At 40.9% G+C, this 19,544-nt stretch carries 18 protein-coding genes; 15 read left to right on the forward strand and 3 right to left on the reverse strand.

The genetic code is table 11. The features are described 5' to 3' along the window. Positions 1–182 precede the first annotated feature (182 nt). Positions 183–2,267 carry an elongation factor G gene (gene fusA / locus A6E01_RS02840; protein WP_065209511.1) on the forward strand — a complete coding sequence of 695 codons (2,085 nt, stop codon included), beginning with the start codon at positions 183–185 and terminating at the stop codon, positions 2,265–2,267. 93 nt (positions 2,268–2,360) lie between these two features. Here fusA and A6E01_RS02845 read toward each other — a convergent pair whose 3' ends face one another. Then, positions 2,361–4,070 (reverse strand): AMP-binding protein, encoded by a 1,710-nt coding sequence (locus tag A6E01_RS02845; RefSeq protein ID WP_418368973.1) that lies wholly within the window; start codon positions 4,068–4,070, stop codon positions 2,361–2,363. Between the two features lie 181 nt (positions 4,071–4,251). On the opposite strand from A6E01_RS02845, the gene A6E01_RS02850 reads away from it, so the two are divergent. After that, entirely contained in the window at positions 4,252–5,373 is a 1,122-nt protein-coding gene (locus A6E01_RS02850; protein WP_065209512.1) for an ISAs1 family transposase, read from the forward strand. A gap of 333 nt (positions 5,374–5,706) precedes the next feature. On the opposite strand, the gene A6E01_RS02860 is transcribed toward A6E01_RS02850, so the two are convergent. Beyond that, positions 5,707–6,729: an IS91 family transposase gene (locus A6E01_RS02860; protein ID WP_237334510.1), complete on the reverse strand. Its 1,023-nt coding sequence runs from the start codon at positions 6,727–6,729 to the stop codon at positions 5,707–5,709. Then, on the reverse strand, positions 6,647–7,486 hold the full coding sequence (locus tag A6E01_RS02865; RefSeq protein ID WP_065209515.1) for a site-specific integrase: 840 nt from the start codon (positions 7,484–7,486) through the stop codon (positions 6,647–6,649). The genes A6E01_RS02860 and A6E01_RS02865 overlap by 83 nt, the downstream gene beginning before the upstream one ends. A 237-nt stretch (positions 7,487–7,723) precedes the next feature. On the opposite strand from A6E01_RS02865, the gene A6E01_RS02870 reads away from it, so the two are divergent. From A6E01_RS02870 to A6E01_RS02930, 13 genes are all read left to right on the forward strand, one after another. Next, complete coding sequence (locus tag A6E01_RS02870; protein WP_065209516.1) at positions 7,724–9,499, forward strand: hypothetical protein; 1,776 nt, start codon at positions 7,724–7,726, stop codon at positions 9,497–9,499. After that, positions 9,492–10,412 carry a glycosyltransferase family 2 protein gene (locus tag A6E01_RS02875; RefSeq protein ID WP_065209517.1) on the forward strand — a complete coding sequence of 307 codons (921 nt, stop codon included), beginning with the start codon at positions 9,492–9,494 and terminating at the stop codon, positions 10,410–10,412. The genes A6E01_RS02870 and A6E01_RS02875 overlap by 8 nt, the downstream gene beginning before the upstream one ends. Before the next feature lie 428 nt (positions 10,413–10,840). After that, the gene (locus A6E01_RS02880) at positions 10,841–12,220 is read left to right on the forward strand and encodes a hypothetical protein (RefSeq protein WP_065209518.1); all 1,380 of its coding nucleotides are present in this window, start codon (positions 10,841–10,843) and stop codon (positions 12,218–12,220) included. A 261-nt stretch (positions 12,221–12,481) separates the two neighbouring features. Then, positions 12,482–12,652 (forward strand): Flp family type IVb pilin, encoded by a 171-nt coding sequence (locus tag A6E01_RS02885; RefSeq protein ID WP_065209519.1) that lies wholly within the window; start codon positions 12,482–12,484, stop codon positions 12,650–12,652. Positions 12,653–12,753: 101 nt separating this feature from the next. Next, positions 12,754–12,945 carry a Flp family type IVb pilin gene (locus tag A6E01_RS02890; RefSeq protein WP_065209520.1) on the forward strand — a complete coding sequence of 64 codons (192 nt, stop codon included), beginning with the start codon at positions 12,754–12,756 and terminating at the stop codon, positions 12,943–12,945. 92 nt (positions 12,946–13,037) lie between these two features. After that, complete coding sequence (locus A6E01_RS02895) at positions 13,038–13,541, forward strand: prepilin peptidase (protein WP_065209521.1); 504 nt, start codon at positions 13,038–13,040, stop codon at positions 13,539–13,541. A 32-nt stretch (positions 13,542–13,573) separates the two neighbouring features. After that, the gene (locus A6E01_RS02900; protein ID WP_065209522.1) at positions 13,574–14,896 is read left to right on the forward strand and encodes an AAA family ATPase; all 1,323 of its coding nucleotides are present in this window, start codon (positions 13,574–13,576) and stop codon (positions 14,894–14,896) included. Continuing rightward, complete coding sequence (gene cpaB, locus A6E01_RS02905) at positions 14,893–15,624, forward strand: Flp pilus assembly protein CpaB (RefSeq protein ID WP_017029181.1); 732 nt, start codon at positions 14,893–14,895, stop codon at positions 15,622–15,624. Before A6E01_RS02900 ends, cpaB begins: the two co-directional genes overlap by 4 nt. Positions 15,625–15,632: 8 nt before the next feature. After that, positions 15,633–17,099, forward strand: coding sequence for a type II and III secretion system protein family protein (locus A6E01_RS02910; protein ID WP_026026213.1), 1,467 nt, complete (start codon positions 15,633–15,635; stop codon positions 17,097–17,099). A gap of 15 nt (positions 17,100–17,114) precedes the next feature. Then, positions 17,115–17,354: a hypothetical protein gene (locus tag A6E01_RS02915; RefSeq protein WP_017029183.1), complete on the forward strand. Its 240-nt coding sequence runs from the start codon at positions 17,115–17,117 to the stop codon at positions 17,352–17,354. Between the two features lie 20 nt (positions 17,355–17,374). Further along, positions 17,375–18,565 (forward strand): pilus assembly protein TadG-related protein, encoded by a 1,191-nt coding sequence (locus A6E01_RS02920; RefSeq protein WP_017029184.1) that lies wholly within the window; start codon positions 17,375–17,377, stop codon positions 18,563–18,565. Between the two features lie 2 nt (positions 18,566–18,567). Next, on the forward strand, positions 18,568–19,002 hold the full coding sequence (locus A6E01_RS02925) for a TadE/TadG family type IV pilus assembly protein (protein WP_017029185.1): 435 nt from the start codon (positions 18,568–18,570) through the stop codon (positions 19,000–19,002). Next, the gene (locus A6E01_RS02930) at positions 18,999–19,517 is read left to right on the forward strand and encodes a TadE family protein (protein WP_065209523.1); all 519 of its coding nucleotides are present in this window, start codon (positions 18,999–19,001) and stop codon (positions 19,515–19,517) included. The genes A6E01_RS02925 and A6E01_RS02930 overlap by 4 nt, the downstream gene beginning before the upstream one ends. Positions 19,518–19,544: the final 27 nt, after the last annotated feature.

A 19,544-nucleotide genomic window follows, 5' to 3' on the forward strand; every position in this document is an offset into this window, starting at 1 on the left:
TCTATAAATAATATTACCGCCAAGGTCTAAAGACGCTTTTCACGCGCTTGATTCTCATCTATAGTTCTTGGATTGAAAAGAAAAGGGCGAAAATTTCGCTCAACAAGCACACAGAGCTATCAGTCTAGTCAGATTGTGGTATACTCTGCGCGCATTTTATATCCTATTGATAGAGTAAAACGATGACTGATTTATCAAAATACAGAAATATTGGTATTTTCGCGCACGTTGATGCGGGTAAAACCACGACGACTGAGCGTATCCTAAAGCTTACCGGCCAGATCCACAAAACTGGTGAAGTTCATGATGGTGAATCAACTACTGACTTCATGGAACAGGAAGCTGAGCGCGGTATTACTATCCAGTCAGCAGCAGTAAGCTGTTTCTGGAACGATCACCGTCTAAACGTTATCGATACTCCTGGACACGTTGACTTCACAGTTGAAGTTTACCGTTCTCTTAAAGTACTTGATGGCGGTATCGGCGTATTCTGTGGTTCTGGTGGTGTTGAGCCTCAATCAGAAACTAACTGGCGTTACGCTAACGAATCAGAAGTATCTCGTCTGATCTTCGTTAACAAACTAGACCGTATGGGCGCAGACTTCTACAACGTTGTTGACCAAGTTAAAAACGTTCTAGGTGCTACTCCTCTAGTTATGGTTCTACCAATCGGCCGCGAAGATGACTTCGTGGGTGTTGTAGACCTTCTAACTCGCAAAGCATACGTTTGGGATGACACTGGTCTTCCTGAAAACTACGAAATCCAAGATGTTCCTGCGGACATGGTTGATGACGTAGAGCAATACCGTGAAGAGCTAATCGAGACTGCTGTTGAGCAAGACGATGACCTAATGATGGCTTACATGGACGGCGAAGAGCCTTCTATCGAAGACGTTAAGCGTTGTATCCGTAAAGGTACTCAAAACCTATCGTTCTTCCCAACATTCTGTGGTTCTGCATTTAAGAACAAGGGCGTACAAATCGTTCTTGACGCAGTTGTTGATTACCTACCTTCTCCAACAGAAGTTGATCCTCAACCTCTTATGGATGAAGAAGGCAACGAAAATGGTCAGCACGCTATCGTGTCTGCTGACGAAACATTCAAAGCGCTTGCATTCAAAATCATGGATGACCGCTTCGGTGCTCTAACTTTCGTTCGTATTTACTCTGGTAAATTGAACAAAGGCGACACCATCTTGAACTCATTCACTGGTAAAACAGAGCGTGTTGGCCGTATGGTTGAGATGCAAGCTGATGACCGTAACGAACTAACTAGCGCACAAGCTGGTGACATCATTGCGATCGTTGGTATGAAGAACGTTCAAACTGGTCACACTCTATGTGATCCAAAAGACCCTGTTACACTAGAGCCAATGGTATTCCCAACTCCAGTAATCTCTATCGCTGTATCTCCAAAAGATAAAGGCGGTTCTGAGAAAATGGGTATCGCTATCGGTAAAATGGTTGCAGAAGATCCATCTTTCCAAGTTGAAACTGACGAAGAAACTGGCGAAACCATCCTTAAAGGTATGGGTGAGCTTCACCTAGACATCAAAGTTGACATCCTTAAGCGTACTTACGGTGTTGACCTAACTGTTGGTGCTCCTCAGGTTGCTTACCGTGAAACTATCACTCAACCAATTGAAGATAGCTACACGCATAAGAAACAGTCTGGTGGTTCTGGTCAGTTCGGTAAGATCGACTACCGTATCAAGCCAGGCGAAGCTGGTTCAGGCTTCTCGTTCAAATCAACAGTTGTTGGTGGTAACGTTCCTAAGGAATTCTGGCCTGCAGTTGAGAAAGGTTTTGCATCTATGATGGAAAACGGTGTTCTTGCTGGTTTCCCAACTCTAGACGTTGAAGTTGAACTATTCGACGGTGGCTTCCACGCAGTGGATTCATCTGCAATCGCATTTGAAATCGCAGCGAAAGGCGCATTCCGTCAATCAATGCCTAAAGCTGGCGCTCAACTTCTTGAGCCAATCATGCACGTTGACGTGTTCACTCCAGACGATCACGTAGGTGACGTTATCGGTGACCTTAACCGTCGTCGTGGTATGATCAAAGATCAACAAGCTGGCGCTACTGGTGTTCGTATTAAAGCTGACGTACCTCTTTCTGAGATGTTCGGCTACATCGGTCACCTACGTACAATCACTTCTGGTCGTGGTCAGTTCTCTATGGAGTTCTCTCACTACGCAGCATGCCCAATGAACGTGGCAGAAGAAGTAATTGCTAAAGCTAAAGCTGAGAAAGAAAACAAGTAATTGTTTCTTCTTAAATAGCTAAAAGAAAGCCCCGATAGTGAAAGCTATCGGGGCTTTTTGTATTTTTCTAGAACCCAGAACCCAGAACCCAGGCTATTCTTCCCAGACCACGAACTTATCCTTAGGCCACTCGGCACCGACATCGTGGTACTTCTTCTCTAGTACATGTCGTTTGATTTTCAGGGTAGGTGTGAGTATCTCATTCTCAATACTCCACGGCTCCTTGATAAGCAGTACGCCTTTTATTTTCTCGTGCCCTTCCAGCTTCTCATTGATATGCGTAATGGCTTTGGCGATACTTTTCTCGTATCTATCTTTATCAAAATTAGGAAAATCATGTGGCACAATCAGCAGGATAGGAGCAGGCATTCCTAGTCCGACGAGACAAAGCATTTCCACACGAGCAACTTCGATGACTGCTTTCTCTATTGGCACTGGAGCGACAAATTTGCCTTTGGCGGTCTTGAATGTATCCTTCTTGCGCCCTTGAATAGTCAGGTAACCTTCCGAATCGATAGAGCCGATGTCTCCAGTGTGTAGCCAACCATCCTTATCGAACGCTCTAGCTGTCGCTTCGTCGTTCTTATAGTAACCCGAGAACATCCCTTTACTGCGCACAAGGATTTCTTCGTCCTCTGCAATTTTTAGCTCAATACCTGGCCCAGCTTGACCTACAGTACCGATTTTTGACGCGTTGAAAGGATAGCTTAACGTGCTGTAGGCGAAGGTCTCTGTCATCCCCCATGCTTCGGTAATATTAATACCTACCTTGTGGTACCACTCCAATATTGCCGGGCTAATAGGCGCAGAGCCACACCCTAGAACTCGCCCTTGATCTAAGCCTAAACCATCAACGATCTTCTTCTTAATGATTGAATTTAGAATTGGGATCTTAAGTAGAAGATTCAGTTTCTTCGGAGGAAGCTTATCTTGAATTCGCTGCTGGAAAAGAGTCCACAAACGAGGAACAGAAATAAACAGAGTAGGGCGATGCATTTTCACATCTTCAATGAAGGTTTCTAATGATTCAGGAAACGCCGTTTCTAACCCTGCTTGAATAGATGAACCAAAGATATACACCCGCTCGGTAATGTGCGCTAGCGGTAGGTAAGAGAACATCCTATCGCCGGGTTTAATTCCGATGTGGTCTACAAGATTTTTCACCGACCAGCTAAAAGCACCATAAGTAAGCATAGCGCCCTTAGGAACTCCAGAGGTGCCTGAGGTATACACAATAGACATAAGCTTGTCATCGTGATGCTGAGGATGTTCATCATGAGGTATTGCATCATGAATTAACTGTGCAAATTTATACTGACATTCAGGCGCAGAATCGTAAGGGAAAGAGATAGTGATGAGCTCAGGCAGTCGCTTCATAACCTCAGAAGTTGCATGCGCATCATCAAGCTTACCCGCAATAAGAACCTTACTCTCACTATGAGTTAAGCAATATTCTATCGTGTCCGCCCCAGCCGTCGGGAAAATAGGAACACTGATAAAGTCGCCAAGCATCAAGGCCAAGTCTGTAATAAACCATTCAACACAGTTTTTTGATACAAAAGCTACCTTATCTCTAGGTTCTAACCCCAACTCCCGCAGTGCACTAACCAACTTTAAAGCCATGTTAGCGACTTCAGAATAGGTGTACTCGACAAACTCTCGGTCGATTATCTGCTTGAGGTAAACCTCATTTGGGCGCTCATGAGCCCACTTAAGGATAAGCTCGTTGGGTGGTGGGATTGTGCAAGGTGGGTTGGTGAACCCGTTCTTCAAATCTGAAGACTCGATAATGCTGTCATTCAAGGTAAAACTCTCCCTATTTTAGATTGTTGGTCGCAATAAAATTGTAGAGTAGATTTAAGAACTTGCATCAACTAGTTACTAGCAGCAGGGTGAGATCGTGAACGTTTTTCAATCAAAATCACGATTGATTTGACGATCACATTTAGCTGTGATCATATACTCCCTTTTTAGGGAGAGCATCATGCACATTGACCACTTCAAAGAACATTTTCAAACGATTATCGACCAACGCCAAGGTGCAAAGGTCACATATTGCCTGTTTGAAGTCCTTTTTGGCTCGCTATGTGCAGTGATTGCAGGCGCGAAAGGTTGGTTCGATATTCGTGAATACATTCTCGGTCATCATGATTGGTTTAAGCGTAATGACTTGTTTTTGAATGGTATTCCTGCTGATGACACAATAGCTCGTATCATCTCTACCATTGAACCCGAACAGTTCCATGAGTGCTTCATTAACTGGATGTCATCAATTCATACTCTCACCGAAGGTCAAGTGATTGCGATTGATGGAAAAACACTTCGCGGCTCATATAATCGTGAAGACAGGACGAGCACCATTCATATGATTAGTGCTTATGCGTCGTCCAACAAGCTCGTACTGGGACAGCTAAAAACCGAACAAAAAAGCAATGAAATTACAGCGATCCCTGAATTGATAAAGATGCTCGATATCAAGGGGGCCCTAGTAACTATTGATGCTATGGCCTGTCAAACCAAGATTGCTAAAGCCATTGTAGATCAAGGTGGAGACTACCTGCTTGCCGTAAAGAGCAACCAAGGAAAACTCCGACAAGCAATAGAAAAGGCATTCTCTTCTCAGCGAGCCAATGTGGCTGATAACATCTCTCTTGAGCAAGGACATGGCCGTATAGAGTCTCGTCAATGCTATGTTTTTGACAGTGCAAAACTTGAAGGTAATTTCTCTCGCTGGAAAGGCTTGAAGAGCATTGTGATGGTTGAAAACTTTCGCCTTGAGAAAGATAAATCTGTCGACCTAGAGTACCGTTATTACATCAGCTCCAAAGAGCTTAGTGCAGAGCAAGCTGCTATGGCTGTCAGAGAACATTGGGGCATAGAGTCAATGCACTGGGTACTTGATGTCACCATGAATGAAGATGCATGCCTGATATACAAAGATCACGGTGCAGAGAACCTATCATGCCTACGTCATATGAGCTTGAACATGCTCCGAGAAGAGCCAACCAAGCTAAGCATTGTTGGTAAGCAAAAGCGCTGCATGATGAATACATCGATGCTAGAGGCAGTATTAAGTGCTGGTTTTACTCGAGTGGTGAAAAACTAGGCACTCATGCGGTCACCCTGTTACTAGCAGGCTTAGGAAACAAATCAATAGTGGGGAAACTACAACAAATAAGGATCAGTGTCGCCCAGCCGACACTTTATCTGGTTGTTGAACAAGCCCGTCACGGTGACACCTTTATTAGTAATTTGCTCAGTCTGAGCAAGAGGGGTTTAGGCTCCCCTCGCGTCTTCAAGCCGAACGAAGCCATTGAGCCGCTCATTGACGATCTGCCCAAGCCGATAGTTGTCCTGTGTCTCTTTTACGTGTTAGACCTCCGCGGTGTTCATTGCACCATTATCCTTATAAGCGAGCACCTTTCGGCTCGTCAGCTGGCTAGCTCGGTCGGGTGATCCCAACGCACACCATTTCGTGCTCGCAACAAGGGCACGTTCGTACGGCTTTGCTGTGCACAGGGAGCGACGTTGGCATCGGACCGATCCACTGTGGTGCCAGCAAGAGTAAGATAGCCAGCCTTAACCGCCTCGCATTGCCATGCATAAATCCATAGTCTCGAACCCGTTGCAGCCCTTTGGGCAGCACGTGCTGCAAGATAAGCCACAGGAACTCGAGCACAGGTAACGAGCGGGTTTCGGTACACTGTGTTTGACTGTCTTGGTAACGGAAAGTGACTGCCGTCTCTGAGATCTCGAGGATGTCTTTGTCAGGCAAAACACCTCGGTAAAGATAGCGTGACAGATACTTCAGTGCAGGCAGGCCGTAGCCGACCTTTCGGCAGTCCACGACCCATTGGGCAGGGGTACCCGTTGGCAGATGAAGGTGAGCGTCATGAGCGAGCGCTTCAAGCAGCCTAGCTCGCCATACTTTCGCCAGTGCGAACGCATTAAACAGGTAGCCTTTCTTACCTTTATACCAAGTGCGCTTTGCTGCGTCATAGCCCCCTGCGGCCACCACGACATGCAGATGAGGGTGCAGGTCGCGCTTACGATTGTGGGTATGCAGCACCGAGGTAAAACCTTGTTGCCCCACTTGAGCACGCACAGCAAAGTCCTTTAGCACACCTGATGCAACCTTAAACATGGTTTGATAAAGCGCTTTGGGATCCGTTTGTGCTAACCCTCTGAGCTCGTACGGCACGGTAAAGGTCACCATGTAATAGTGGACAGGCAACAACTTGCGTTTTTGTCGCTCGAGCCAGTCTGTGGTGGTGCGATGTTGGCATTGTGGGCAGTGTCGATGGCCACAGGATAAGGGCAGTCTGTCATCGTGGTGACAGTGCTGGCAGTACCATTGCGACTGCCCTTGATGTGTTGTTTTACAGCGGAGCATTGCGTGGATCGCACGTCTGATTTCGGGTGTATCTTGCGGTAGTATTGAGGCTGCCGTGCCCAAGCAAATGTTGTAGGGAGCGCAAATCGAGTCCTTGCTCTAGCAAATGAGTGGCGAAGCAATGCCTGAGCGTATGGGGCGTGATGGCTAATTGAATGTGGCAGTCTTTTAAGATCCCTTTCATGGCTTTTTGAATCCCACCTCTGTCCATGGGGTTATCGGCTTTGGATCCGATACCAGGAAACAGCCATTTTGGGTGATGATGCGTGCACCAGTGCCCGCGCAGGGCGTGCAAGGTTCTCTTAGGCAGAGGAAGTACGCGGTCTTTGCCGCCTTTTCCTTCTCGAATGTGAACGGTCATGGCACTGGCGTCAATATCGTGAACAGTCAGATTAAGCGCCTCGCCAAGGCGAAGCCCCAGGGTATAAAGCGTCAAAAAGAACACTTGGTAGCGCTGTTGCCTCGTCATGCTGATGAGCAGTCCCACCTGCACTGGCGTAAGGATATCTGGCAGTCTTTTGACCTGAGGGGGTTTGACGATATCGAGCCATTCCCATTGCTTATTCAGTGTGTAGCGATAGAAAAACTGTAGGCCGTTGCGGTCAAGTTTCACGGTACTCCAAGAGTGGGTTTGGATGAGTGACGCGAAGTAGCGTTTCAGCTGTTGTGTGGTAAGCGTGTCGGGAGCGCAGTCAAAAAATGCACTGATGCGACGCACCGCACGGGAATAGGCATCGATAGTCGCAGGGCGTTTGCCTTGCAGGGTGAGGTTGGTAAGATGTTGTTTATACAGGATGTCGAAGCGTTGTTGGTCTTGGGTGTTCATAATGATGCTCTCCATTTGAACATTCTCGGAATGAGAATGCCGATGAAGAGTATGGATTGGGCTGGGTTTTCTGCCGCAGAGCGGCTTCGTTCAACAATGTCTTTCAAGTAGGTTTTTGTTAGGTCACATAACGTTACATATAAACTAATTTGCCCGTCATTACCGTACATTTAGTCTTGAATGAAAAAAGAAAATATTGCATTCTTTAATATGTTTAAATGAAATGGATTGTGTTTAATGCTCAAGGATTGGGTACATGAAAACAGAAAAGATCTCCTGTTTATAGTTTTCTGCTGGTTTGGCATCTCAATCGTTATGTTCACGCAAACTTGGGAGAGTATTTCCAATCTAGACCTGAAGGATAATGATGATTATATGCGCTATGTCCAGTTTATGGACTGGATAAAGAACGGTAACTGGTACTTAGAGCCTATATCACGCTTTAACCCCGAGAATGGCGTATTAATACATTGGTCTCGCGTACCTGATTTTTTATTAGCAGGAATAACGTTAGCATTGACCCCGTATCTAGGTTTAGTTCTTTCTTCACATGTTGCTATCAGTGTTGTGCCACTTTTTTACATGTTGTGTTTCGCTCTGGCAGTTTTTGCATTTGTAGATCACTATCTGGGAAAGGAATTCAGATTTATCGGGATGATATTTGTTCTTGGTTCTCACGCCATTACAAAATTTTTTCCTGGTTCAATTGATCATCATAATGTACAACTAATTATTGTTGCTCTTTTCTTAGCAATATCACCGCTCAATGATTCGCAGGTGAGATCTAGGGTCAGGTTTGTTATACAATCCTTATTAATTGCCCTCTCTATGTGGATTGGTCTAGATAATTTTTTGTTATTTACAATTTACATAGGTGTATACTCATTTTATTGCCTGTTTATAAAGCACTCTTGGTTTAATTACTTTGGTTGTCTCTGTCTAGGGGTTTCTTTATTTGGAACAATATTTGCACTATTGAATAGACCTTTGAATGAGTTTTGTACACCTTATTATGACTCGTTATCAATTCCTTTTATAGGGTGTTTCGTTTCTGGTGGTATATTATTATTAATTATTAGTAAATTACCTATAGAAAACAAGCCTAATAATATTAAAATGCTTGTAGTAATACCAATTGCATTATTTGTTTTTATTCCTTTGATTATTATATTCCCAGAGTTAGTTCAAGGTGCATATGCTAACTACCCGACTTTATTAACTGAGTATTGGTTGGGAAATGTTATCGAGGCTCAATCAATGTTATCCCTTATACAAAGCAAAGGATTAATATCAACTAGTAATTTTATTTTGTTTTTCATTCCTTCGTTATGTTATCCGTTATTCAAGAATAGAACAGTACAACTGGATATTATCTACATAATTCTCTTACTGTATTTACTAATATCATTCTTCTGGCAGATACGTACAATTACCACTTGTTTTGTAATAAGTGCACCTCTGCAAGCATATGTACTTTATAATTTATCAATAAAAACTAAAAGTACACTCATGTCAGTATTCAGTCTTATAATTGGAATTCCATTTGTTATTATTATTTTGATAACATCACTCGATATTTTAAGGGGCGAGAAAAACGATAGCGAACCAGAAACAAATGAAAATGCTAGCAGTGTTTATAGTATATTCAATGAATATGAAATATCAAAAAGTAAAATTTTATCTGGCATAGAAACGGGCACCACCATTCTAGCAAAAACCAATAACTCTATCGTCGCTGCTCCTTACCACAGAAATATTTATGGTAACACGCTGTCAATAAATACTTTTCTAGAGTCCGATGATAAGGAAATAATAAACTCCTTAATAGAAAATAAAATAGAATACATACTTATAAATAAAGATAATCAACTTGAGTATCTTTATTATTCATCTGATGAAGATTCATTAATCAAAAGGCTAAAATCTGGCACACCACCAGAATGGTTAGAACTAATTAATGACAAGAGTACACAAAGCTATAAACTATTTAGATTTAAAGGTAACTATGAATAATTTAGATATTGCAGTGCTATTACCTTGTTACAATGAACAAGGCGCAATAGGGGACACCGTTAAAGCATTCAAAAAGGCACTTCCAAATGCAACCATCTATGTTTACGATAATAATTCTACGGACGACACCATAAAAGAAGCACAAGAAGCTGGTGCCACCATTCGTAAAGAATACCGGCAAGGTAAAGGTGAAGTTGTTCGCCGAATGTTTGCTGATATTCAAGCCGATATATACATAATGGCAGATGGCGATAATACTTATGATGCTTCTGTTTGCCCTGATCTTGTTGCACAGCTAATTGAAGATAATCTCGATATGATAGTAGGCACTCGTTCTAGAGATCTAGAGTCTTACCCTAAAGGGCATGTGCTTGGGAACAAATTTTTCTCATTTTTAGTGAACACTGCCTTCAACTCGAATCTAGAAGATGTTTTTTCAGGATATAGGGTAATGAGTAATAGGTTTGTTAAGTCGACTCCTCTATTTAGCGATGGTTTTGAAGTCGAAACTGAGCTTACCGTTCACGCTTTACAGAATAAAATACCAACAAGAGAAGTCAGAACAATTTACGCATCTAGACCAGACGGGACAAGTAGTAAATTAAAAACCTATCATGATGGATTTAAGATACTTAAGTTTATTATATTTATTTTAAGAGATGTAAGACCTTTGCTATTCTTTAGTTCTCTATCTGTTATACTTATTACTATTTCTTTATTGTTAGGTACACCAGTAATTATTGACTTCCTTGACTCTGGCTTAGTTAAACGGTTTCCTACTGCTATATTGGCTAGTTCAATTGCTATTATTTCAGTGTTTTCATTATTTATAGGGCTATTATTAGACAATGTAAGTCGAGGTAGAAAAGAGCAAAAATTATTCAAATATATAGCTACAACATACTTTAAGTAGATTAGTAATAATGCTAATTTCAGAACATAAGTCAGGTTAAAATATTTAATAAATTTTGACTTTGACTGTTATAAGTAATTCTTGATGCTATTGAATGTCGTTTATTTTTCGGGGGGATTACCCTATCGCCAAACTTAATGAAGGACCAACGTAAAGTCAGTTTGACGTTAACCTGTTTTTTATAATATAAGAAAGAAAATCGATTATCGATAAGTGTTATTTTGATGTCTAAAGCTAGTATACTAAACTAGAAATATTATAATAAAGATAAGAAGCGTAATCTTTACAATTTATCAGCTTTAACCTACCATTTGACCGATTAATTACTTGCCGCTTGTAACTTGCATTAAAAGTTATTGTTGTTCATTGATTATTTATCATTTGTAATATATGGTTAATGAATAATATATAGCTACGATCTTTGTAATATGAACTTAAAAAAGGCAAGTGATTTATATTTAACTATTGCATTTATAGGTATGATTCTTATAGGTGCGATAATTATAGTTTTTAGAGAATCCATTGTTGATGTATATGACATCAAAAGACATTACCAATTAATTTCTAGTGCTATTTTGTTACTATTTGTTTTTTTTAGTAATAGAGTTAAGAAAGATATTGTTTATTTGGCATTTAGCTTTCCATTTAACATTAAGATAGCTGTGTTTGTTTTTATTTGCGCAATTTTGTTTTCTGATTTTGCTATCAATTATGATCTGGTTAACTCTAGTTTTACCTTTTATTTCCTGTCTATTTTCATTCTTGTAATGGCCACTGCATTATATATTGATAGAAAATTGACATATGTGCTTTTTATTCTTTTGATAATTTCTTTCTACTTTTATATTCTTATTGGGCACACATATGTAACTATTATTCTTGAAGAGGTTCCTGATTATTATTCAATATTTGGTTACTTGAATCCACGTGTTATGAATCAAATGCAAGCATGGATTTTTATTCCGTGCTTGCATTTTTTATATTTATGCCACAAAAAGAAGAGTAACATATCTTTCGCCCTATTGTTTTCTGTTAATATAACTATCATTTATGCTTTGGATGCTCGAGGACTAGCTATTTCGTCTTTGGTTGGAGTGTTTATGTGGCTTTTTATAGTGGGTTTCAATAGGTCTACAGTGCTGTTTTTGTTAGTATCAGTGTTGTTTGGTACTATGTTGAAGGTGGTTACTTTGGCTCCCATGCCTCAAATATTTTTTATTGGCTATGAATTTCTCTTCGAAGATATTATCGATGTAAGAGATGATCACATGAATAGAATTAAAATTTGGAAGGATACATTTTCTATTCTTAGTTTACTTGGTGAAGGCTCGGCATCATACACATGTAATCAGTCAGATCACACAATACCCCACAACTCTGTACTGTACATAGCTTATCAATGGGGGGTGTTACCCGCTCTCTGTTTTATTTATTTATGTCTTACTTCATTCAAGAAAATTATATTTGGTAAATCCATAAAACATAGAATAGTAAATCTAAGTGTATTAGTCCCACTAGCCTATAGTCTTGTTTCTGGTGTATTGATTTACCCTCTATCAGTATTTATTGGGGCGATATCTATTGGCCTATTGATCAATGAAACTGTCAGAATTAAAAAAGTAGATTGCTCTGTTTGGATATATAAGTCAATTATTGGTTTGATGGCTTTTTGTTGCATTGTTTCTTTGCTTTACTTATCTATAGATAGAGTTATAAATAATGAGGTGAGTATTTCTAGGGACGATAAAATCAGTCTTGAGATGTGGGCTAATCCTCCTAAAGAACATTGTAATTTAGATATGATATGAGATTTTTTAATATTAACAAATAGCAGGTAGTTGTTGTTTATATTTGAAATACATTCGGAGCCAGATTTTATTAGCAAATAATTAAGTGGACTATTACATGTCATCAGATACTGTTTTTTTTAGGAAAATTACATGAGTTGCCCTGACATGTGAAACTAAATATTTGATCATGCGCCATACTGAAGCTAGACTCAAGCCTGAAGCTAGACTCAAACGGAAAGACCAAGTTATGACCAGTAACCTGGAGTTGGGGTGTGAAAAATGAAAGGATTTACTAGATTTTTAAGCAGCGAACAGGGGTTGACTGTTGTTGAGTATGTACTGGGCGCTGCATTGCTTGTCGGGACAATATCGCTAGTTTTTGTTGCATTAGAAGGTGAGTTGACGACAAGTTTGCAGACAACAATTGATTATGCTCACAAAGATCAATGAAACAATTGATTAATAGTAACATTGAGTTAGAATTTGAAATGTTCGGCGACGGGCAACTTTGAACAAAGTGCGAATAGTACAATTTATGGAGAGCAAAAAATATGGATATCAAAAGTCAAATCGTTGGTTTTTTCCAAGACGAAGAAGGGTTAACTGTAGTGGAGTATGTTTTGGGTGCGGCTTTGCTTGTTGCAGCAATTACTGCAGTCTTCACTAGCTTGGAAGGCGGGCTTATCAACAGTCTCAATAACACTATGGCAGACCTAAATAGTAAAAATACTTCTACGAATTAGGTTAAGAGCCATGAAACCTTAGAAGCTCGCTCAGCGGGCTTTTTTTACACCCATGCTCATAATGTAATTTATTTATACGAAGGTGACTTGCTTTGCAACATTACTGGTTGCTTCTCTTTGCTGTCTCTCTCTGTGATTTGAGAGAGCAACGTATTCCAAACTTTCTATTGGTTGTCATCATAATAACTCGCCTCATAGAGTTAACGATCAGCTTTAACGCTAATGTTTTTGTTCAATCGGTAACGAGCGCATTTATACTATTTGGAATTGGCTTATTCTTCTTCTTCCTGCGTGCTATGTCTCCGGGTGATGTGAAGCTACTTTTTGTCGTCGGGTTTATAACCGCTACACCAGATGTTTCTAGTCTATTGTTCTGGCTACTTATGGGCGGAGGTTTAGTCGCTTTTTTCTATTACTTTTTTCATCGAGCGAATTTGATAAATTCAAAAGGCTCTATTTCTAACTTAGGAACAGCTGACCTAGATGAACAATCAAAAGGAAATCCGAGAAGTAGTATACGTTATGGAAACAAACTCGTTATGCCATTTGCTCCCTCGGTTATGATTGGTATGGCGATGTTCTATTATTTCAACTAAATTTAACTATATGCATTCAAGGATGAACAATAATGCAAACGTTAACTCCGCAGGTCGAAGCACCTAAAATAGTCTCATCTTTTGAAGAACTTGAGATACCAGAAGCGGTCGTTGAGAACTTGATTTTAAAGCAACTCGCAGCCAGCCCAAAATCAGATGTTCTTCAACTAGCGCGCTTTTTGGGTATAGTGACACATCTCATTGAAGATCTTCTTGCTGACTTGAGAAAAAAAGCGTTAGTTGAGGTGTTCCAACCATCATCTCAGTCTCTGTTTTCTGATTCAGCCAAGAGTCACGTTCGTTATGCTCTTTCGGAGCAAGGCCATTTGCAAGCAGATCAAGCCTTTAAGAAAGATGCGTACCTAGGGCCTGTTCCTGTGCCACTCAACAGATATAACGAGATGGTTAAAGCCCAAGATTTAAGGGCAAATTTAATTACTCGACCTGACGTGGAGAGAGCTCTTGATGATGTCTACGGCTCAGATAGGCTGGTAGAAGTTTTGGGCCCTGCGATTAACTCTGGTCGTGCCCTCCTACTTTATGGGCATGCCGGTACAGGTAAAAGCTTTGTTGCGGCAAGAATTTTGAACTCTCTGAACACTTCTGTGTATGTACCCCACGCGGTGTATGCTGCAGGGAATATCATTAAAGTTTTCTCCGAGCAACATCATAAACCTATAGACAGCAGTCATAACAAAGAAGTCATCAGCCTAAAAAGCCATTATGACAAGCGTTGGGTATTGTGTGAACGGCCAAATGTTCAGGTTGGTGGCGAACTTACTATGGAAATGCTGGAAGTTAACCATTCTGAGCACAACCGAATCTGGATAGCACCACTGCAAATGATAGCTAATAACGGGATTCTGGTAATTGATGATTTGGGCAGGCAACCTATGCCTGTTGCTACTCTATTGAATCGTTGGATCGTGCCCATGGAATACAGCTACGATTATCTATCTCTTCCAAATGGGCAACAGATAACCATCCCGTTTGTACTCACTATGGCCTTTTCGACCAACTTGAGTCCACAGAAAATAGCAGATCCCGCATTTTTAAGACGATTGGGTTACAAAATTCAGTTTCAGCCTTTGATTGAAAACGACTACTTAAGATTGTGGTCAGATTTGTCCAATATAAAACAATTGGAATTAACGCCGTCAGCGATAGAATCTTTGTTAAACCTACATAGTTTGCACAAAGTAGGGTATTTCCCATGTCTCCCAAAAGATATTCTCGGCATAAGCCGTGACATTATTCAGTTCGAAGAAATTGCTCCACAGGTAGATTCAGCTATATTACAGAGAGCATGGGATCTTTATTTCACTGCTGACGAACAGGGAGATTCAGTATTATGAGTAAAGGAACAGTTTTTTTCTTATTAATTCTGTCAGTCGTATTTGGCTTAGGTGCAGTATTAGTAGCCAAGCAGTGGATGGAAGGTCAGTCACAGCCTCAGGTTAAAGTAGAGACAGTAGAAAGACAGCCTACGGTTGTTGCTGCAGTAGATATACCTGAGGGCACAGTCATTGAGGAAAAGCATTTAACTAAGAAACAGTTAGAAGCCGCATGGCAGAATGCCAATCAGATCACTGAGTATTCTGAGCTTATTGGTATGGTTTCAAAGTCTCCAGTGTTTGAGGGAGAATTAATTCATCGATCTCACTTTGGTGGGCCAAATGAGGGCGCTAGTTTAGCGGTACTCATTCCGGAAGACAAAAGGGCTGTAACCCTTAGAGTAAATGATGTTATTGGCGTGGCGGGTTTCCTTTTGCCCGGAAACAAAGTCGACATTCTAAATACTGTGAACAACCGGACTTCGACGGTGCTGAAAAATATTAGAGTGTTAGCCGTTGACCAAACTGCAAAAACCAGCGAAAACAAACCGATAATAGTTCGCGCAGTCACCCTTGAAGTAACACCTCGTCAAGCTGAGAGATTGTTGTCTGAGAACAGTAAAGGTTCCATTCAATTGGCTCTTCGTAACCCTCAAGCAGTCGATCCTCCTGTTAGAAGATACGTGGCACCTCCTAGTGTCACTATTATCAAGGGTACTAACCAGTCTAACGTTCGCGTAAATAACTGAGGTTTATTATGAAAAGGATTTTCGCATTTATTGTTTCTCTTGTGATATTAATGCCTGTCTCTATTGCGTCTACGACTCAATCAGGTAATACGATCACAATACCTCAGCATAAATCTACACATGTAAAGATTTCGGGCAAGGCAAAAAGAGTTTCTCTTGGAGACCCTGAAGTTCTTGATATCGTAATGCTAAAAGCTGACGAATTATTTTTGATTGGTAAGAAGCTTGGTTCTACGAATTTATCGGCTTGGGATGCACAGGGTCGATTGATCGAATCTTTAAATATTGAGGTGACTCATGATCTCAACAATTTGAAAGCTAAGTTGTACGAGTTTCTTCCTGAAGAGGAAATTCAGGTTCATAGTGCACAGGATAAGTTGATCCTAAGCGGTTTAATTAGTAGTCAAGAGAAAATGAACATCGCTGTTAAGGTCGCTCAAACGTATTCGGCTGGAGAGGCAGTTAATGCCTCAGATGGTAATGCAGGGCAAGCTGAATCCGGCGTCATTAACCTCATGACTATAGGTGGAGCTCAGCAAGTAATGTTGGAAGTAACAGTTGCTGAAGTGCAAAGATCACTAGTTAGAACCTTCGATTCTAATTTTAGATTTTTTCAGCAAAGTGGTGATTTTACTTGGGGGTTAACCAGTGCTGGTGGTGGTATTGGAGAATCTGGTGGTGCCATCCTTCCAATAGTGGGTGATCCGGTCGGTGTGAATACTTTTGGCTTCCTAGGTGGTTTTGTAGATAGTAATACACTGTTTACGTTCGCACTTGATATAGCGAAAGAAAATGGTGTAGCAAAGATACTGGCTGAACCTAATTTAACAACACTTAGCGGTTCTCAAGCAAAATTTTTGGCGGGGGGAGAGTTTCCTATTCCTATCCCTAGTGATGATGGTATAGGAATCGAATACAAAGAGTACGGTGTGAGTGTGGATTTCACACCTATCGTACTCAGCGATCAGAAAATCTATCTTGAGCTAGCGATCGACGTCAGTGAGGTAGCAAGTTCCGGGGCATTATCTTACAACCCTGGTGATGTAAATGCGTCGTATATTGTACCTCCACTTACTAAGCGTAGTGCTTCATCAACTATAGAGCTTGCTGATGGTCAAACTATTGGTATAGCTGGGTTACTAAACGAAAATTCTCGAGATGTCGCAAATGAAGTTCCAGGAATTGGTGACGTACCTGTGCTTGGCAATTTGTTCAAGAGTAAACAATACGTTTCTGGTGAAACGGAGTTAGTTATTTTAGTCACTCCTAGATTAGCTAAACCGATTGATAGGGATAAAATTGCCCTACCAACTGACGCATTTGTCGAGCCAACGGATATGGAGTTCTACCTAATTGGCAAATCTTCATATATCGACAATGAACGAATTAAGCCAAAACAACAGGATTCAACAGAGCGTGTACAAGCCTCTACTGCCAGTGGTGGTTCTGAAGGTCAGTTTGGACATTCTTTGTAGCGCAAGGAGCAAGTTATGAAACTTAAAAAATTGATTTTGTTGTTGGCGATTATAGTCCTATCGGCCTGTTCAAATAATCCAAGATTAGGCGAAGCGATGACGTTGGTAAAAAATGAGCAAATTTATAATCCGCAAGCAACCGAGTTGAACAAAGAAGTAGTTCCTGAAGGTAGCGGTGAACGCGCTCAATCTTCAATCAAGGGCTATAATAAAGGTGCTAGTAAAAATATAGCTATATCAGGATTTGAGTTATAGAAAAAGGTTTGGAGGCTCCAATGAAACTTGCACATAGAGGGCACCACAAACAATCTGGCTTGGTTGTTATTCTATTTACAATAGCTTTGACAGTCCTGCTGGGCTTCGCAGCACTTGCGATTGATGTTAATCATGTTGTATTGAATAAATCAAGAATACAAAATGGCGTAGACGCTGCTGCTTTGGCGGGGGCTGTGGTTGCAGATACGGGAGATGCAACTCAGAGTCAAATTGCGAGCGCAGTACTTGCAACTATTAAAAATTATTCATCACTTGATGGGAACTCTGATATTACAGTTGATCAAGATGTCTCATTCGGCGAAGGGTCTTTGTCTTTGAAACTGTCAGATAAAGCTACCTTGAAAATACAATTTTCAAACGATCCGACATCTTTTCCTGGAGTGGTTGGTAGTAATGATGACACCTACGTCAGGGTTGAAGTTACCGATGTAGCATTGGAAAGCTTTTTGATTGGTATTTTGGGTATCGGAAAATCTGTATCCGCAAGTGCAGTGGCTGGGCCTAGTTCATCTGTTGAACAAACTTGCAACCTTGTCCCTATGGCCGCGTGTGCTGTTGATGGTAATGACAGTAAAAATGGTGGGTATACCGTTGGACAAGAGCAGGAATTAAAGTCTTCTTCTTGGAAGGAACATGATATTCAAGCTCCAGGTAACTTTGGTTTACTTGACTTCCTTGATGACCATAGTGTTCTTCGTGATCATTTAGCTGGAGGCTATAAAGGCTGTTTGACAATAGGTGAAAATGTTGGCGTTAAACCTGGTGGGTCAATTGGTAACGTTGCGGCAGGCTTAAATACTCGATTTGACGATGATTCATCCGAAGAATACCCTTCGGACAAGTGGATAGGTGAAGGTACATATAGTGACTATGAAGATGCACTAGTAAACGAAACTGATTCTAATAACTATATTGATGATGGCGAATTATATAGAAGAACGTTGCAAATCCCAATAATTGACTGTAGCAAAGGCTCCGGAAGTGGTAATGGCTATAGTGCACCAGTAGTAACTATTGGATGCTTCTTTATGAAAAAACCAGCACCTAGCAATAATGGAAGCAAAGAAGGGGTAATAGCCGAATATAGACCAAACTGCTTAGTGAATAATGCATCTTTTGGCCAAACTCCTAGTGACTCAGGTGCTTACAAAATACAGCTCTATAAAGATCCAGTAGGATCAGGAGCGTAAGCATGAAAGGGCTACGACAGATACGCGGTTTAGCCGCAATAGAAATGGTTTTTGTATTGCCGATTTTAATATTGATTCTGGCAGCACTATTTGAGATAGGTCGTATGTTTATACACTACACCACGCTTAATAAGTCGCTGCAAAGTGGTGTTAGGGCGGCTCTGGTTGAAGTCTATGGTACTGAGCGTTTAAGTGATGTAGCTTCTGACGACTATATTCAAACAATAGTGGTATATGGTAGTACTATTTCTGGGGCGGACACAATATTGCCTGGGCTCTCAAAAAGTGATGTATCTATTGATAAATCGGTAGATGACTATCTATCAGTGAGTGCTAGTTACGATTATACACCAGTATTTAGTAGCTCTATGCCAATTAGTGGAGAGCCTTTCTCTGTGACCATGACTGCCTCCTCTACGATGAGGACAGCACCATGATAACAGCTGCAAAAGATAAAACCTCTCGGCAAAATGGAATGGCCATCATCGAGTTTACTGTAGTTAGTGCAGTATTGTTGATTGTACTTTTTGGAATAATAGAGATTGCTCGTTTTGTTTTCTCTCTTCAAATGTTAAATGAGGTTACAAGGCGGGGAGCTAGGTTGGCTACAGTATGCTACGTGGATCAAGCAACCAAAATTCCGGATTTAACAAGCATTAAAGCTCTTGCTCCTTACGGTTATGAAAAAGAGATGCTCAAGATTGACTACTTGGATGATGAAGGGAATGTCCTTTACTCGGGTACGGGGACTATTTCGAATGATACTTTCCTGGATATAAGATTTGTGCGCGCAAGAATTGTGAATTATAGCTATGCTTTTTCGCTACTTAAAAGTATTTTGGGAGATAGTATAAGTATGCCAAGCTTTGAGACTATATTACCCAGTGAAAGCTTGGGTATTTATCGGCCATTAGGTGATGATTCAGTCCCAACACGCCCAAATTGTGAATGATTAAATAATAGGATTACAAGGTCAAGG

The organism is Vibrio breoganii (genome assembly GCF_001677275.1).
Lineage (GTDB): Bacteria > Pseudomonadota > Gammaproteobacteria > Enterobacterales > Vibrionaceae > Vibrio > Vibrio breoganii.

What these genes read in the sequence shown, in the direction of transcription:
- A6E01_RS02915 (WP_017029183.1), top strand. Translation starts at nt 17,115, where the DNA reads ATGAAACTTAAAAAATTGATTTTGTTGTTGGCGATTATAGTCCTATCG.
- A6E01_RS02875 (WP_065209517.1), top strand. Translation starts at nt 9,492, where the DNA reads ATGAATAATTTAGATATTGCAGTGCTATTACCTTGTTACAATGAACAA.
- A6E01_RS02920 (WP_017029184.1), top strand. Translation starts at nt 17,375, where the DNA reads ATGAAACTTGCACATAGAGGGCACCACAAACAATCTGGCTTGGTTGTT.
- A6E01_RS02890 (WP_065209520.1), top strand. Translation starts at nt 12,754, where the DNA reads ATGGATATCAAAAGTCAAATCGTTGGTTTTTTCCAAGACGAAGAAGGG.
- A6E01_RS02885 (WP_065209519.1), top strand. Translation starts at nt 12,482, where the DNA reads ATGAAAGGATTTACTAGATTTTTAAGCAGCGAACAGGGGTTGACTGTT.
- A6E01_RS02910 (WP_026026213.1), top strand. Translation starts at nt 15,633, where the DNA reads ATGAAAAGGATTTTCGCATTTATTGTTTCTCTTGTGATATTAATGCCT.
- fusA (WP_065209511.1), top strand. Translation starts at nt 183, where the DNA reads ATGACTGATTTATCAAAATACAGAAATATTGGTATTTTCGCGCACGTT.
- A6E01_RS02850 (WP_065209512.1), top strand. Translation starts at nt 4,252, where the DNA reads ATGCACATTGACCACTTCAAAGAACATTTTCAAACGATTATCGACCAA.
- A6E01_RS02880 (WP_065209518.1), top strand. Translation starts at nt 10,841, where the DNA reads ATGAACTTAAAAAAGGCAAGTGATTTATATTTAACTATTGCATTTATA.
- A6E01_RS02865 (WP_065209515.1), bottom strand. Translation starts at nt 7,486, where the DNA reads ATGAACACCCAAGACCAACAACGCTTCGACATCCTGTATAAACAACAT.
- A6E01_RS02870 (WP_065209516.1), top strand. Translation starts at nt 7,724, where the DNA reads ATGCTCAAGGATTGGGTACATGAAAACAGAAAAGATCTCCTGTTTATA.
- A6E01_RS02925 (WP_017029185.1), top strand. Translation starts at nt 18,568, where the DNA reads ATGAAAGGGCTACGACAGATACGCGGTTTAGCCGCAATAGAAATGGTT.
- cpaB (WP_017029181.1), top strand. Translation starts at nt 14,893, where the DNA reads ATGAGTAAAGGAACAGTTTTTTTCTTATTAATTCTGTCAGTCGTATTT.
- A6E01_RS02900 (WP_065209522.1), top strand. Translation starts at nt 13,574, where the DNA reads ATGCAAACGTTAACTCCGCAGGTCGAAGCACCTAAAATAGTCTCATCT.
- A6E01_RS02930 (WP_065209523.1), top strand. Translation starts at nt 18,999, where the DNA reads ATGATAACAGCTGCAAAAGATAAAACCTCTCGGCAAAATGGAATGGCC.